The organism is Stenotrophomonas sp. (assembly GCF_032103445.1).
Classification (GTDB): Bacteria; Pseudomonadota; Gammaproteobacteria; order Xanthomonadales; family Xanthomonadaceae; genus Stenotrophomonas.
Window position 1 is genome coordinate 1 of the sequence record NZ_DAMDFR010000057.1, and the last position, 16,354, is coordinate 16,354.

A 16,354-nucleotide genomic window follows, 5' to 3' on the forward strand; every position below is an offset into this window, starting at 1 on the left:
CGCGACCGCCAGCCGCGTGCGGTGATCGCCTTCGGCGGCTTCGCCTCCGGCCCGGGTGGTCTGGCCGCGCGCCTGCACGGCCTGCCGTTGCTGGTGCACGAACAGAACCGGGCCCCGGGGCTGACCAACCGCATTCTGTCGCGCTTCGCGCAGCGCGTGCTGACCGGCTTCCCGGGCAGCTTCGCGACCCGCGAGGAACCGGTGGGCAACCCGGTGCGCGCCGAAATCGCCGCCATCGCGCCGCCGCAGGAGCGCCTGGCCGGTCGCAGCGGTCCGCTGCGCCTGCTGGTACTGGGCGGCAGCCAGGGTGCGCGCGCATTGAACAATGCGGTGCCCAAGGCGCTGGCCGCACTCGGCAGCGAGGTGGCGGTGCAGGTTCGCCACCAGAGTGGCGAGAAGCTGCACGCCGAAGCCCTGCAGGCCTATGCCGACAACGGCGTCAGCGCCGACGTGCAGCCGTTCATTGCCGACATGGCCGAAGCCTTCAGCTGGGCCGATCTGGTCGTGTGCCGCGCCGGTGCCTCGACCCTGGCCGAGCTGTGCGCGGTGGGGGTGGGCAGCGTGCTGGTGCCGTTCGCCGCCGCCGTCGATGACCACCAGACCCGTAACGCCGAATACCTGGTCGAGCGCGACGCCGCCGTGCTGCTGAAGCAGGACGACACCCTGGCCGCGCGCCTGCAGGACGTCCTGCGTGACCTGTCCGCCAATTCCGGCCGCCGCATGCAGATGGCGCAAGCCGCGCGTGCGCTGGCCAAGGTCGATGCCGCTGAGCGCATCGCCGACATCATTCTTGAGGAAGCCAAATGAACACCGTTACCCGCATGTGCCCGCGAGGCCGCGCATGATCCGTCGCCTGCACGACACCAATGACCTGGTCCGCGCGTTCCCGCGCGTGCACTTCGTCGGCATCGGCGGCACCGGCATGAGCGGCATCGCCGAGGTCATGCTGACTCTGGGCTATGAAGTGTCCGGCTCGGACAATGCCGACAACGCCGCCACCCGCCGTCTGGCCGGGCTGGGCGCGCGTGTCATGCGCGGCCACTCGGCCGCCAACGTGCTCGGCACCGACTGCGTGGTGGTCTCCAGCGCGATCCGCGAAGACAACCCGGAGCTGATGGAAGCGCGCAGCCAGCGCATTCCGATTATGCCGCGCGCGGCCATGCTGGCCGAGCTGATGCGCTTCCGCCGCGGCATCGCCGTGGCCGGTACCCACGGCAAGACCACCACCACCAGCCTGACCGCCGCAGTGCTGAGCGAAGGCGGGCTGGACCCGACCTTCGTGATCGGTGGCCAGCTGCTGGCTGCCGGTGCCAACGCCAAGCTCGGCGGTGGCCAGTGGCTGGTGGCCGAAGCCGATGAAAGCGATGGCAGCTTCCTGCGCCTGAATCCGCTGGTTTCGGTGATCACCAACATCGACGCGGATCACCTGGAGAACTACGGCAACGACTTCGCCCGTGTGCAGGCGGCGTTCGCCGAATTCCTGCAGCGCCTGCCGTTCTACGGGCTGGCGGTGCTGTGCATCGACGACCCGGAAGTGGCCGCGCTGGCCGCACAGACCCCGCGTCACGTGATGAGCTACGGCATGAGCCCGCAGGCCGACGTGCGCGCTGAGAACGTGGTGCAGGAAGGCTCGCGCATGCGCTTCACCCTGCGCCTGCCGCAGGGCACCAGCCAGGAAGTGGTGCTGGCGCTGCCCGGCAAGCACAACGTGCTCAACGCACTGGCCGCCGCAGCGGTGGGCTGGCAGCTGGGCGTGGCTCCGGATGCAATCGCGCGCGCGCTGGCCGGTTTCGCCGGCGTCGGCCGCCGCTTCAACGACCTCGGTGAGGTGACCACCGCGTCCGGTGCCAAGGTCCGCATCATCGACGACTACGGCCACCACCCCAGCGAACTGGAAGCGGTGTTCGCCGCCGCGCGTGGCGGCTGGCCGGACCAGCGCCTGGTGGTGGCGTTCCAGCCGCACCGCTACAGCCGCACCCGCGACCAGTTCGACAAGTTCGCCGCGGTGCTGTCCAGCGTCGACGCGCTGGTGCTGTGCCAGGTCTACCCGGCCGGCGAAGACCCGATTGCCGGGGCTGACTCGCATGCGCTGGCGCGTGCGATCCGTGCGCGCGGCCGCAGCGAACCGGTAGTGGTGGGCAAGCCCGCCGAACTGGCCAGCGTGCTGCCCGACGTGCTGCAGGACGGCGACCTGCTGCTGATGATGGGCGCCGGCGATATCGGCGCGATGGCCACCCATCTGGCGGTGGAAGGGTTCAAGAGCGAGGGCCAGGCATGAGCATCTTCGACTTCCCCGCGCTGCGCACCAGCAACCCGGCCGACTTCGGTCGCGTCGCAGTGCTGCTCGGTGGCACCTCCAGCGAGCGTGAGGTCTCGCTGGACTCCGGCCGCAATGTGATCGAAGCGCTGCGCGCACGTGGCGTGGACGCCACCGCCGTGGACGGCATTCCGGCGCTGGCCCGGGCGCTGGTGGAAAAACGTTTCGACCGCGTCTTCAACATCCTGCACGGCCACAACGGGGGCGGTGAGGACGGCATCGTGCAGGGCCTGATGGAAGCCTTCGGCGTGCCGTACACCGGTTCGGACGTGCTCGGCTCGGCGCTGGGCATGGACAAGATCCGCACCAAGCAGGTGTGGCTGTCGGTCGGTTTACCCACCCCGCAGTACCGGAAGGTCACTGCCGAAACCGTGCATGCGCAGGCGCGCGAGCTCGGTCTGCCGGTGGTGGTGAAGCCCGCCAACGAAGGTTCCAGCGTCGGCATCAGCCGGGTCATGGACGAGGCCGGGCTGGATGACGCCGTGGCGCTGGCCTCGCGTTACGACGGCCAGCTGCTGATGGAGCAGATGGTGGTCGGCGATGAACTCACCGTGGGCATCCTTGGCGACGTCGCGCTGCCGTCGATCCGCATCGTGCCCAAGGGCCAGTGGTACGACTACAACGCCAAGTATGTGGCCGACGACACCCAGTACCTGTGCCCGGGCCTGGAAGGCGACGACGAAGCCGAGATCCGCCGGCTCGCGCTGGCCGCGTTCCAGGCTGCCGGCTGCCGAGGCTGGGGCCGCGTGGATGTGATGCGCGACCGCGCCAGCGGTCGCCTGTACCTGCTGGAAGTGAACACCGCGCCGGGCATGACCAGCCACTCGCTTGTGCCCAAGGCCGCGGGGCAGGTCGGCATCGGTTTCGAGGAACTGGTCTGGCGCGTGCTGGAACAGACTCTGCCGCAGCACAACGGGGAGAGCCGCCACGCATGAACGCGGTGCTGCGCATCTTCGTCTGGTTGCTGGCCCTGTCGCTGGTAGCGCTGCCCGTCGTGGCGGTGCTCAACGGCTGGGTTGCGGCTGAGCGTTGGCCGCTGGCCAAGCTGCGCGTGCACGGTGAATTCAAGCGGGTGCCGGCCGAGCAGCTGCAGCAGGTGGTGCTGCCGTACGCGCACGCCGGCTTCTTCGCGGTCAAGCTGCAGGACGCGCAGGACGCGATCGAGCAGCTGCCGTGGGTGGAAAGCGCGCAGGTGCGCAAGCAGTGGCCCGACGTGCTGGAGATCACCCTGGTCGAACACAAGCCGTTCGCGCGCTGGGGCAAGGACCGGCTGCTGTCCGAGCAGGGCAAGCTGTTCGCCACGCCCAAGCAGCTGCAGGACCTGAAGCTGCCCAACCTGGACGGTCCGGACACCCAGACCCAGGAAGTGGTGGCGCTGTACAACGAGTCGCGTGCGCTGTTCGCGCCGACCGGGCTGGATGTCACCCGGGTCAGCATGGACGCACGTGGCAGCTGGTCGCTGCAGCTGAGCAACGGCACCGAAGTGGTGGTGGGCCGCGACGACGCCCGCTCGCGCCTGCAGCGCTTCGTGCGCGTGCTGCCGCAGCTGGCCAACCAGAGCGCGCCGATCGAGCGCGCCGACCTTCGCTATACCAATGGTTTCACGCTGAGCTGGGGTACCCCGGTTCCGGCCGCGCCGGCCAATGCGGCGCAGAACACGCAGGACAGGACATGAATCGCAAGGGTGACAAATCGCTGATCGTCGGGCTCGATATCGGCACCTCCAAGGTGGTGGCGCTGGTGGGCGAGTACTCGCCCGGCAACCCCATCGAGGTCATCGGCATCGGCTCGCACGAGTCGCGCGGGCTCAAGCGCGGTGTGGTGGTGGACATCGAATCGACCGTGCAGTCGATCCAGCGCGCGGTCGAAGAAGCCGAGCTGATGGCCGGCTGCGAGATCCGCTCGGTGTACGCGTCCATCTCCGGCAACCACGTGCAGTGCAAGAACTCGCCGGGGATCGTGCCGATCCGCGACGGCGAAGTGACCTGGGGCGACCTCGATCGCGTGCTCGACGCGGCCAAGGCCGTGGCCATTCCGGCCGACCAGAAAATCCTGCACGCCATCCCGCGCGAATACGTGCTGGATGACTCGCAGGAAGGCATCCGCAACCCGGTCGGCATGACCGGCGTGCGCCTGGAAGTGCATGCGCACCTGGTGGTGTGCGCGCAGTCGGCGGCGGCCAACATCAGCAAGTGCGTGCAGCGCTGCGGCCTGCAGGTGGACGACCTGGTGCTGTCCTCGCTGGCCTCCAGCGTCGCCGTGCTGACGGCCGACGAGCGCGAGCTGGGCGTGGTGCTGGTCGACATGGGCGCGGGCACCACCGACCTGGCGGTGTTCGTGCAGGGCGCAATCTGCCACACGGCGTCGCTGCCGATTGCCGGTGACCACGTCACCAACGACATCGCGCACATGCTGCGCACGCCGACCCCGGAAGCCGAGCAGATCAAGGTGCGCTACGCCTGCGCCCTGGCCCAGCTGGCCACCGCCGAGGAAAGCATCCAGGTGCCCAGCGTCGGCGATCGCCCGCCGCGCCGCATGCCGCGCCATTCGCTGGCGCAGGCGGTGCAGGGGCGCTACGAGGAAATCTTTGAAATGGTCCAGGCCGAGCTGCGTCGCTCCGGTTTCGAGGAACTGGTGCGCGCCGGCATGGTGCTCACCGGCGGTGCCTCGAAGATGGAAGGCGTGGTCGAACTGGCCGAGGAAATGCTGCAGATGCCGGTTCGCGTCGGCATACCGCAGCACGTCACCGGACTGGGTGAAGTGGTCGGTAACCCGGTCCATGCCACGGGCGTGGGGCTGCTGCTGATGGGCAGCCAGATTGAACATCCGCGTCGCCCATCGCTGCCGACCGGTCGTGCCGGCAGTCTCTTCAACAAAGTCAAAACCTGGTTCCGCGGCGAATTCTGATTCCAGCTGACAGCCGCATCACTGCAACACCGGCAACATCGCTTCATCGCAACTCACCTGACGAGCCCCCGCTCCGAGGGACATACCTAAAACTACCGCCGCAATGGCGGCGTGGCACGAAGGGCAGGATGCCCATGAAGACCACGCCAACAGAAGCGGTTTCAACGAGGACACGGACATGGCGCACTTCGAATTGATTGAAAAGATGGCACCCAATGCGGTGATCAAGGTGATCGGCGTGGGCGGCGGCGGCGGCAACGCCGTGGCGCACATGGTCAGCACCAGCGTGGACGGCGTGGAATTCATCACCGCCAACACCGACTCGCAGGCCATCAAGAATTGCGGTGCCAAGCTGCAGCTGCAGCTGGGTACCAACGTCACCAAGGGCCTGGGCGCAGGCGCGAACCCGGAAGTGGGTCGCCAGGCCGCCCTGGAAGATCGTGAGCGCATCATGGACGCCCTGCAGGGTGCGGACATGGTGTTCATCACCGCCGGCATGGGCGGTGGCACCGGCACCGGCGCAGCTCCGGTGGTGGCCCAGCTGGCCAAGGAAATGGGCATCCTGACCGTGGCCGTGGTCACCAAGCCGTTCCCGTTCGAAGGCCGTCGCCGCATGCAGGTGGCGCTGAAGGGCATCGAGGAACTGAGCCAGCACTGCGACTCGCTGATCACCATTCCGAACGAAAAGCTGATCACCGTGCTGGGCCGCAACGCCACCATGATCCAGGCCTTCCGTGCCGCCAACGACGTGCTGCAGGGCGCCGTGCAGGGCATCGCCGACCTGATCGTGCGTCCGGGCCTGATCAACGTCGACTTCGCCGACGTGCGCACCGTCATGTCCGAAATGGGCCTGGCGATGATGGGTACCGGCACCGCCCGTGGCGATGACCGCGCCCAGGCCGCCGCCGAAGCTGCCATCCAGAACCCGTTGCTGGACGACGTGAACTTGGCCGGTGCCAACGGCATCCTGGTCAACATCACCGCCGGTGCCGACTTCACCATGGCCGAGTTCGACGAGATCGGCCGCACCATCGACGGCTTCGCTTCCGAAGACGCCACCGTGGTGGTGGGTACCGTGCTCGACCCGGACATGCAGGACGAAGTGCGCGTGACCGTGGTGGCCACCGGCCTGAACCGTGCGGTGGCCTCCAAGACCCAGCGTCCGGGCGAGCGCGCCCCGATCAAGCTGGTCCGCAATGCCACCACCGGCCAGCCGGAGTTCGGCGACTTCGACAACGGCGGCGACGCCGTGTCCAAGGCCGTCGGCGGCATGGGCCTGGGCCTGCGTCGTCCGAGCGCCGACACCGTGGCTCCGTCGGCCCCGGCCGCCGGCCCGGCCGCAGCCGAGCTGCCCAACGATTACCTGGATATCCCGGCGTTCCTGCGCCGCCAGGCGGACTAAGCGTTGCATGCCGGGGACTTGTCCGCCCCGGTAAGCATCGCCATGTCCCTGACTGCCGGGCCTGGATGGGCCCGGCAGTTCGCCGTTCCGTGGTTCTGACCTCGGGTCAGGGCGCACCCTGTTCAGAAAGGGGTGGCGGTACTGCGTGTTATTCTTGTTTGTCATTGTCGCGCTGACAGCGCGCTACCCGGTCGACCCCCATGATTCCGCAACGCACTCTCAAGAACACGATCCGCGCCACCGGCGTTGGCCTGCACAGCGGTGACAAGGTCTACATGACCCTGCGCCCGGCTCCGGTCAACCATGGCATCGTGTTCCGCCGCGTGGACCTGGACCCGGTCGTCGAGGTTCCGGCCCGTGCCGACCTGGTCACCGAAGTGACCCTGTGCACCGGGCTGACCTGCAACAACGCCAAGATCCAGACCGTGGAACACCTGATGTCGGCGCTGGCCGGCCTGGGTGTCGACAACATCATCGTGGAACTGTCCTCGGCCGAACTGCCGATCATGGACGGTTCCTCCGGTCCGTTCGTGTTCCTGCTGCAGTCCGCCGGCATCGCCGAGCAGGACGCGCCGAAGCGTTTCATCCGCGTGCTCAAGCCCGTGGAAGTCACCGAAGGCGACAAGGTCGCCCGCTTCACCCCGTATGAGGGCTACAAGCTGGGCTTCACCATCCAGTTCGACCACCCGATGATTCCGGCCAAGCAGTCGCGCGCGGAGATCGATTTCTCCACCGCCGCCTACACCAAGGAAATCTCGCGCGCCCGTACCTTCGGTTTCATGCGCGACCTGGAGTACATGCGCGAGCGCAACCTGGGCCTGGGTGGTTCGATGGACAACGCCATCGTGCTGGACGAATTCCGCGTGCTCAACGAAGACGGCCTGCGTTACGCCGACGAATTCGTGCGCCACAAGATCCTCGACGCCATCGGCGATCTGTATCTGGCCGGTGCACAGGTGCTGGGCGCCTATGAGGGCTTCAAGTCCGGCCATGCGCTCAACAACAAGCTGGTGCGTGCGCTGCTGGCCGACGTCACCGCGTGGGAGTGGGTCAATGCCGCGGCCGATCCGGCCCCGGTGGTGTACGGTGTTCCGGCCTACGCCTGACGCCAAGTTATTGATTTAAAAGAAAAACGAACGGCGCTTATAGCGCCGTTTCGCATTTCTGGCCTGCGACGGCCGTGAAGCTCACGTCAATGAACCGTGACCGGACCGTCGTCACTTTTTTGTGAACCCGATCCGGTTTCGGGGTAAAAATAACGCAAATTTAATAAAAGACTAACGACTGGGCAGCCAAGCGCGGCTACGATGGCCGCCGGCTCCCCGAAATGTTTCACGGCTTCGTGACACGGATCGGGGAAGGAGCGGGATGCTCCGATGCAGTCAGGTCTTCGATCCCTTGGGGTCCTGGAAGCAAGCCAAAGCGTCGCGTAGCCCTTGGTGCGTGGCGGCTGAAACTGCGTGGGGGCCATTCCTGTTGTCGATCGCTGGGGAGCGTGGAGGAGGGGCAAGCGCAGTCTTGATGGTCACCTTGGTGACTTTCAGCCCGATGGAACGGGCCGCGTCGATCAACTCGCGTTCGGCAAGCCGCAGCTTGGCATGCCAGACCGGGGACTCGACGAGAAAAACGAGGTGCTCGCCGTTCACATTCGCCAGCCGGCAACGGGTGGCCAGGGTGGGTGGCAAATGGGGGCGCAACTGACGGTCCAGCGCGTCGAGCCAGAGGGCACGACGCAGCGGGTTGCCGGTTTTGTCTTCCATGACCGCTTCCAGCGCCGGTTTGGGCGCAGAAGGGGAACGGGCACTGGATTTCGGCTCAGACATGAAAACTCACTGATGGCATTCAAAAAGATCGTAATCAAAACGCGTGAAGGACAGGCCAAAACGCCCATCGCGCGTCTGCGGTTCTATTTCGAGGACCGCCCCCGTGCCCTGCTTGGCAGCGTGCTCGGGCTGGGCTGCCTGATCGGCTTCGGTGCCGGTCTGGGCGGCAGCATGTTCAATGATTCGCGCCTGCACGCCAAGGTGGCGCAGCAGGAGCTGGAACTGGCACAGGCCCGCAAGGACGCCCAGACCCAGGTCAATGCGCTGGCCGCCCGCATGGGCGAGCTGCAGGCGCAGGCCACCCGGTTGAACGCGCTCGGCGAGCGCCTCACCCAGATGGGCAAGCTGGAAGACGGCGAATTCGACTTCAACGAGACCCCCGGCCTCGGTGAAGGTGAAGCCGGCCCGACCCAGGACATCCCGGCCAGCGCGGTCAACGCCGACTTACAGGTGCTGGAGCAGCGTTTCGCTGCTTCAGGCCGCCAGTTGTCGGTGATGGAATCGCTGATGTTCGACCACCAGGTGCAGCAGGACGCCGTGCCGGGCCGCATGCCGATCCGCAACAGCTACATCACCTCCGGCTTCGGTGGCCGCAACGACCCGTTCGGTCGCGGTCGCGGCAACCACAAGGGCATCGACTTCCATGCCAAGGTCGGCGACCCGGTCATGGCAGTGGCCGATGGCGTGGTCAGCTTCTCCGGGGTCAAGGGCGGCTACGGCAACGTGGTCGACGTCGACCACGGCAACGGCTACGTCACCCGCTACGCGCACAACTCGCGCCTGGTGGTGAAGGTGGGTGACCTGGTCCGTGCCGGCCAGGAAGTGGCCAAGGCCGGTTCCACCGGTCGTTCCACCGGTGCCCACGTCCACTTTGAAGTCTGGGAGCGCGGCAACGTGGTCAATCCGCGCAAATTCCTGGGCGACGGTGGCAATACCCCGGTCGGCCGGGTGTCGCGCGGCTGAGTGCGACGAACGGGCCGGGGGAGGTTGAAACGCGACACCCCCGTCCCAAGCTACAATAAGTGTTGCCATAGACAGGGCGCAGTGCGCCCTGTTTCGTTTGCGGCGAGCAGCTTCTGCGGAAGCGCCGCCGTTGGGGCGTCTCATTCCAACCGGTTCCTTCAATGATCAACAGCCTGCTTACCCGCGTCTTCGGCAGTCGTAATGAACGACAGCTGCGCCAGCTCAACCGCATCGTCGCCAAGATCAACGCCCTGGAACCGGAGATCGAAAAGCTCTCCGACGAGCAGCTCAAGGCCAAGACCCCCGAATTCAAGCAGCGCATCGCCGACGGCGAAGCCCTGGACAAGGTGCTGCCGGAGGCCTTCGCGGTCTGCCGTGAAGCCAGCCGCCGCGTGCTCGGCATGCGCCACTACGACGTGCAGCTGATCGGCGGCATGGTGCTGCACCTGGGCAAGATCGCGGAAATGCGCACCGGTGAAGGCAAGACCCTGGTGGCCACCCTGCCGGTGTACCTGAACGCGCTGGAAGGCAAGGGCGTGCACGTGGTCACCGTCAATGACTACCTGGCCCGCCGCGACGCCGGCCAGATGGGCAAGCTGTACAACTGGCTGGGCCTGAGCGTGGGCGTGGTGTACCCGGGCATGCCGCACGGCGACAAGCGCGAGGCCTACAACAGCGACATCACCTACGGCACCAACAACGAATTCGGTTTCGACTACCTGCGCGACAACATGGCGCTGTCGCGTGCCGACCGCTACCAGCGCGGCCTGCACTACGCCATCGTCGACGAAGTCGACTCCATCCTGATCGACGAAGCGCGCACCCCGCTGATCATCTCCGGCCCGGCCGACGATTCCCCGGAGCTGTACATCCGCGTCAACCGCGTGGTGCCCAGCCTGATCCGCCAGGAAAACGAAGAAGCCGAAGGCGATTTCTGGGTCGACGAGAAGGGCAAGCAGGTGCACCTGTCCGAAGCGGGCATGGAGCACGCCGAGCAGCTGCTGGTCGACGCCGGCATCCTCAGCGCGGAAACCGAAGGCCTGTACGCCGCGCAGAACCTGACCGTGGTGCACCACCTCAATGCCGCGCTGCGCGCGCATGCGATCTACCAGCGCGACGTGGACTACATCGTCCGCGACGGTGAAGTGGTGATCGTGGATGAATTCACCGGCCGTACCCTGGCCGGCCGCCGCTGGTCCGATGGTCTGCACCAGGCGGTGGAAGCGAAGGAAGGCGTGCCGGTCCAGCGCGAGAACCAGACCCTGGCCAGCATCACCTTCCAGAACCTGTTCCGCATGTACAAGAAGCTGTCCGGCATGACCGGTACGGCCGATACCGAAGCCTACGAATTCCAGAGCATCTACGGCCTGGAAGTGGTGGTCATTCCGACCAACCGCCCGACCGTCCGCAAGGACTCGCCGGACCAGGTGTTCCTCAACCGCAATGGCAAGTTCAATGCGGTGCTGGCGGACATCCAGGAATGCAACAAGAACGGCCAGCCGGTGCTGGTTGGTACCACCTCGATCGAAACCTCGGAAATGCTGTCCGAGCACCTGCGCAAGGCCGGCGTGCATCACGAAGTGCTGAACGCCAAGCAGCATGATCGCGAAGCGACCATCATCGCCAACGCCGGTATGCCGGGTGCGGTGACCATCGCCACCAACATGGCCGGTCGCGGTACCGACATCGTGCTGGGCGGTTCGCTGGAAGCGCAGCTGCACGCGCTGGGCGAAGACGCCAGCGCGGACGACAAGTTCAAGGTCAAGAACGAATGGCAGCGTCGCCACGACCAGGTCAAGGCCGCCGGCGGTCTGCATATCGTGGGCACCGAGCGCCACGAATCGCGTCGTATCGACAACCAGCTGCGTGGCCGTTCGGGCCGTCAGGGTGACCCGGGTTCGTCCCGCTTCTACCTGTCGCTGGAAGACAACCTGATGCGCATCTTCGCCTCGGACTGGGTGCAGAAGGCAATGCGTCTGATGGGCATGAAGGAAGACGATGTGATCGAAGATCGCATGGTCAGCCGTCAGATCGAGAAGGCGCAGCGCAAGGTGGAAGCGCACAACTTCGACATCCGCAAGAACCTGCTGGACTTCGACGACGTCAACAACGACCAGCGCAAGGTGATCTACGCCCAGCGCGATGAACTGCTGGACGCCGAGTCGGTGAAGGACAACGTCGACGGCATCCGCGGCGACGTGATCTTCGACGTGGTGGCGCGCTTCGTGCCGCCGAACTCGATCGACGAACAGTGGGACCTGCCCGGTCTGCAGGCCGCCCTGGCCTCGGACTTCGGCGTGGAAATGGACGTGGTCGGCCTGGTGCATCAGCACGAGGAACTGGACGCTGAAGCCATTGCCAACAAGGTGCAGGAGCAGGTGGACGCGCATTTCGCGGCGAAGGAAACCGGCGTTGGCGAAGAGACCATGCGCGCGCTGGAAAAGCACGTGATGCTGACCGTGCTGGACCAGAGCTGGAAGGAGCATCTGGCCCGCATGGACTACCTGCGCCAGGGCATCTACCTGCGTGGTTACGCGCAGAAGCAGCCGAAGCAGGAATACAAGAAGGAAGCGTTCGAGCTGTTCTCGGAAATGCTGGAGAACGTGAAGCGCGAAGTGGTCACCCTGCTGTCGCGCGTGCGCATCCGCAGCGAAGAAGAAGTGGCGGCGCTGGAAGCAGCAGAACGCCAGCAGGCCGAAGCACGCATGCTGGCCTCGCAGTTCCAGCACCAGAACGCCGGCGGTTACGGTGCCGACGAAGAAGTGGCGGAGATGCAGGCCGCGCAGGGCGTCAACCAGGTCACCCGCGACGAACCCAAGGTCGGCCGCAACGACCCGTGCCCGTGCGGCAGCGGCAAGAAGTACAAGCACTGCCACGGTCAGCTGACCTGATCAAGAAACCCCGCTTCGGCGGGGTTTTTCTTTAGGGGACGGTCTACGCGCTTGAAATGTGACGCAACGCACATTTCAAAACCCCACACCCTTTCCCCACACTCAATCCAGAATTTCCCGACCCTCATCACACATCGGACCGCCACCTCCAAGGTGGCAGCATCGCCAGCGAGGCGGTACGCTTGCATTCCCTGCACCCGGACCGGGGGTCCGTTGCGGGTGTTGCCGCGCCGGAGGCACCACGGGGAGTGGGCACCGCGCCTTTCGAGTCGCAAAACAAGGAGTTTCATGAACAGGATTTATCGCCTGGTGTTCAATCACGCCACTGGCCAGACGCAGGTCGCGTCAGAACTCACTTCTACCCACGTGTCGCCCGCAGGCGTTACCGGCAGCCCACGCCGACGCACGCCGCTGGTCGTGGCACTGCTGACCGCGCTCGCGTCCAGCGCGACGATGCCGTGCGCGTTTGCGCAGGTCGCGCACTACGACATTGATGAAACCCTGATCACCAGCGTCAACCATCCCGATGGATTCACCATCGGTCGCGGCAGCACCGTGGTGGTGACGGTCGGTGCGGGCATTACGATGGGCTCATCCAGTGGCGCATCGCTTGGCACCAACGCCGGCGGTAACGGCACCTTGCAGGTGCTCGGTACGGGCGCACAACTGAATGTTGCCACGAACCTCGGCGTTGGCGTGGATGGCACTGGCTGGTTGCAGCTTGCCGACGGCAGCGAGTCCACTGTGGGTGAAATGCTGTCGATCGGCCATGAGGTCGACAGTCGCGGTACCGTTGACGCCCGTGGCAATCTCACCGGGTTGACTGCTGGCAGCATCGAGGTCGGTCGGGCCGGCGAAGGCACCCTGAACATCAGCGCTGGGGCCACCGTGGAAACCATCGGTACCGGCCTTGGCTACGGTGTGCGCGTGGGCGGGCTGTCGTCCAATGACAAGAGCGCCATCGGTCGCGTCAATGTCAGCAACAGCGGCACCCTGAAGGTCACCAACAACTCCCTGGTGCTGGGTGATCAGGCGCGCGGCATCATGACCGTGGCCGACGGCGGTCAGGTCATCGTCGGCAACAGCATGGTGCTGGGTAACAGCGCTACTGGCAGCGGTGAAGCCACGGTTTCCGCCGGTGGCAAGGTTTCTGTGGGTGGGGCGTTGGTGCTGGGTTCGGCGCAGAACTCCGCCGGGCAGCTGACCATCACCGGTGTGGGTGCTGAAGTCACCGCGGCCAGCGTGGATGTCGGTCGCTCCGGCACGGGTGTGCTGCAGGTACAGAACGGCGGCGTGCTCAACGTCAGCGGCAAGCTTGAAAACGAAACCGTTTCCGGTACGCCCGATCGCATGGGTTCGATCAACGTCACCGGTGCAGGCTCCCGCATCACAGCCGCGAATCTGGTCGGGTCGGGCGTTCGCGTCGACACCGGTGCGTCGATCGTCACCGATATCGCCACGATCAAGGATTCGGAAAGTCCCTTCGCATTGGCCTCCAGCGTCCAAGGCATTGGTACGCAGTGGAACAACACCGGCGCGATGACCGTGCAGGGCAGCTTCGACGTGAGTGGCGCAGGCCGGCTGCAGAGCGGAAGCCTGGAAATTACCGGAGGCGTCAACTCGGCCACGGGCAGTCCGACGCAGGTCGATGACCGCGTGCGCGTCACCGGCACCAACTCGATCATCGCAGTCAGCGGTGACATCACTGTCGGCGCTGCGGGGAATGAACCTTACGGCGTACTCACCGCCGCCAACGACGGGCGCATCGAAGCCGGCACCTTCAAGCTGGGCAGGAACGGCTTCCTGGTACTGGGTGGTGACGCGCTGTCGTGGACCTCGTCCTCGTCCAGTTTCACCTGGAAGACCGCCGAAGGTGCGGGCACGCTGTCCGGCTCGCCAATCGAGATGCAGACCGATGCCGGCGGCCTGGTGTTCAACCACACCGGCGACATCACCCTTGCCAACACCTTCACCAGCACGCCCAGCGGCAATGACCTGACCGGCGGTGGCCTGCTCAATGTGGCCGGCAACACCACCTTGACCGGCGACCTCAGCGCCTTCGGCGGTGACATCGACGTGCGCGGTGGCACGCTGGTGATCAATTCGAACCTGTACGCAGGGCAGGGCTACTCCGGCACCACACAGGCCCTGCCGCAGGTGATCGACGTCTCCGGCGGCAAGCTGGTGCTCAATGGCAGCTCCGGCTTCCAGCAGAACATCGGCGGCACCACCACGCGCACGTCGATGGTCACCGTGCGCAACGGCGGCATCCTTGCCGGCAATGCCACCGTCGGCCAGACCACCGTGACCAACGGCGGCGTGCTGTCGCCGGGCAACAGCCCCGGCACCCTCACCATCGACGGTGACCTGTTCTTCAACGCCGGTGCGTCCTCGGCGGCCGAGGTGGCGACGGCGGCGTACTACGACGTCGAACTGCTCGGCAATGGTCAATCCGACCTGGTGCAGGTGAACGGCCGTGCAATCATTGGTCGCAGCTCCAGCATGGGCTGGACGGGTGACGCGGCGATGCGCATCACCGGTCTGGATCCGGCCGCCAGCTACCAGAACGGCCGCACCTACAACGTGCTCAGCGCCGCAGATGGCGTGGTCGGTGGGTTCGACAGCGTTACCTCGAACTCCGCCTTCATCACCCCCACGCTGACCCAGAACGGTGACCAGCTGGTGCTGACCATTGCGGTCGCCGGGGGCGGCACGGATCCCGGCAACCCAGGCAATCCAGGGAATCCGGGTGAACCGGGCACGCCGGGCAACCCCGGAACTCCCGGTACGCCAGGAACCCCAGGTGAGCCGGGTACCCCCGGCAATCCGGGCACCACGCCGCCGCCGCCGGAAGTGTTCAATCCGGTCGCCACCAATCCGAACCAGGAAAACGTGGCCAACGGCCTCAACAGCCTGCAGCAGTCCGGCGATTCGCTCGCCCTGTACAACGCGTTGCTGATGCTGGATGCGGAACAGGCGCAGCAGGCGTTCAACGAGCTGTCGGGCGAAAGCCATGCCAGCAACCGCGCCATGCTGCTGGATGACCGCTTCCTGCGCGACGGCATTGCCCAGCGCCTGCGTCCGGACCCGACCATGGCCGAGTATGGCCCGTCGCTCTGGCTGGCCGGCAGCAGCACCTCGCGCCGGCAGGACGCCAGTGAGATGGCCGCCCGCACCCGCGACGAGCGCCACGGCGCGATCGTGGGCATGGACTGGAGCTTCGGCGAAGGCTGGAAGTGGGGCGTGGCCGTGGGTCCGGAAAAGCTGCGCCAGCGCATCAGCGACCGCCACAGCACCACCGACGTCGACGCCATCCACGGTGGTCTGTATCTCGGCTGGCAGGGCGCGGAGTTCTCGTTCCATGCCGGTGCCAGCTACGCCGACTATGACGTGGATAGCGAACGCAGCGTCGGTGCCGGCTACAGCTGGGCGCAGCGCCTGGACAGCAGCTACAGCGCCAACGCGGTGTCGGCGTTCGCCGAGGGTGGTTGGAACATCGACCTCGACCCGCTGATCCTGACCCCGTACCTCGGCCTGTCCTACACCCGTCTGGACACCGACGCGGTGCAGGAAACCGGTGGTGCCGCCGCACTGGCCGTGGACGCGCGCAAGGATGACGCGTGGACCGCCACCGCCGGCGTGCGTGCAGGCTGGCAGCTGGGCGACGACCGTGGCATTGCCACCCGTCTGGAAACCGGGCTGGCCTGGCAGCACAGCGGTGGCGATCTGCCCGAAACGCGCGGTCGCTTCGTGTCGGGCACCAGCAGCTTCAACGTGCAGGGCCTGCCGCTGGCACGCAATGTGGCCGTGGCCGAGCTGGGTGTTTCGATCAAGCCGACCGACAACAGCCGCCTGGCGCTGATGGCGCAGGGGCGTAGCGGTGATGGCCAGAGCGAGTTCGGTGGCCAGCTGAGCTTCAATCTGATGTTCTGATTGGCTTTACTGCAGCGCATTGAAAGAGCCCCGAAAGGGGCTCTTTCTTTTTGTGCTTCTGCATGGGAGTTCATGCGATTACGTGGCAACGCGGGCATTCCCTACGAAGCGTTCGTAA

General features: G+C 66.0%; 10 protein-coding genes and 1 pseudogene. 10 read left to right on the forward strand and 1 reads right to left on the reverse strand.

The window, feature by feature from the left end; translation table 11 throughout:
* The 7 genes and pseudogenes from murG to lpxC form a co-directional block, all read left to right on the forward strand.
* Positions 1 to 807, forward strand: an 807-nt coding sequence (gene murG, locus RT551_RS16550; protein ID WP_313460656.1) for an undecaprenyldiphospho-muramoylpentapeptide beta-N-acetylglucosaminyltransferase, incomplete at its 5' end; no start/stop codon positions are given.
* A 34-nt stretch (positions 808 to 841) separates the two neighbouring features.
* Positions 842 to 2,278 (forward strand): UDP-N-acetylmuramate--L-alanine ligase, encoded by a 1,437-nt coding sequence (gene murC / locus RT551_RS16555; RefSeq protein ID WP_313460658.1) that lies wholly within the window; start codon positions 842 to 844, stop codon positions 2,276 to 2,278.
* Positions 2,275 to 3,252, forward strand: a complete 978-nt coding sequence (locus tag RT551_RS16560; protein WP_313460659.1) for a D-alanine--D-alanine ligase — start codon at positions 2,275 to 2,277, stop codon at positions 3,250 to 3,252. Before murC ends, RT551_RS16560 begins: the two co-directional genes overlap by 4 nt.
* Positions 3,249 to 3,923, forward strand: a pseudogene (locus tag RT551_RS16565) (cell division protein FtsQ/DivIB); the annotation flags it as partial. The gene RT551_RS16560 and the pseudogene RT551_RS16565, both read left to right, overlap by 4 nt.
* A 65-nt stretch (positions 3,924 to 3,988) precedes the next feature.
* Positions 3,989 to 5,224: a cell division protein FtsA gene (ftsA, locus tag RT551_RS16570; protein WP_125360211.1), complete on the forward strand. Its 1,236-nt coding sequence runs from the start codon at positions 3,989 to 3,991 to the stop codon at positions 5,222 to 5,224.
* A gap of 178 nt (positions 5,225 to 5,402) precedes the next feature.
* Positions 5,403 to 6,626 carry a cell division protein FtsZ gene (gene ftsZ / locus RT551_RS16575; protein WP_311190176.1) on the forward strand — a complete coding sequence of 408 codons (1,224 nt, stop codon included), beginning with the start codon at positions 5,403 to 5,405 and terminating at the stop codon, positions 6,624 to 6,626.
* Between the two features lie 200 nt (positions 6,627 to 6,826).
* Positions 6,827 to 7,732: a UDP-3-O-acyl-N-acetylglucosamine deacetylase gene (gene lpxC / locus RT551_RS16580; protein WP_311190177.1), complete on the forward strand. Its 906-nt coding sequence runs from the start codon at positions 6,827 to 6,829 to the stop codon at positions 7,730 to 7,732.
* 276 nt (positions 7,733 to 8,008) lie between these two features.
* Here the strand turns inward: lpxC and RT551_RS16585 are convergent, their stop codons facing one another.
* Positions 8,009 to 8,449, reverse strand: coding sequence for a DUF721 domain-containing protein (locus RT551_RS16585; protein WP_313460661.1), 441 nt, complete (start codon positions 8,447 to 8,449; stop codon positions 8,009 to 8,011).
* Positions 8,450 to 8,461: 12 nt separating this feature from the next.
* Here RT551_RS16585 and RT551_RS16590 point away from each other — a divergent pair, with 12 nt between their 5' ends.
* From RT551_RS16590 to RT551_RS16600, 3 genes are all read left to right on the forward strand, one after another.
* On the forward strand, positions 8,462 to 9,412 hold the full coding sequence (locus RT551_RS16590) for a M23 family metallopeptidase (protein ID WP_313460663.1): 951 nt from the start codon (positions 8,462 to 8,464) through the stop codon (positions 9,410 to 9,412).
* 161 nt (positions 9,413 to 9,573) lie between these two features.
* On the forward strand, positions 9,574 to 12,303 hold the full coding sequence (gene secA, locus RT551_RS16595; protein ID WP_313460664.1) for a preprotein translocase subunit SecA: 2,730 nt from the start codon (positions 9,574 to 9,576) through the stop codon (positions 12,301 to 12,303).
* A gap of 288 nt (positions 12,304 to 12,591) precedes the next feature.
* Positions 12,592 to 16,236: an autotransporter domain-containing protein gene (locus RT551_RS16600; protein ID WP_313460665.1), complete on the forward strand. Its 3,645-nt coding sequence runs from the start codon at positions 12,592 to 12,594 to the stop codon at positions 16,234 to 16,236.
* Positions 16,237 to 16,354: the final 118 nt, after the last annotated feature.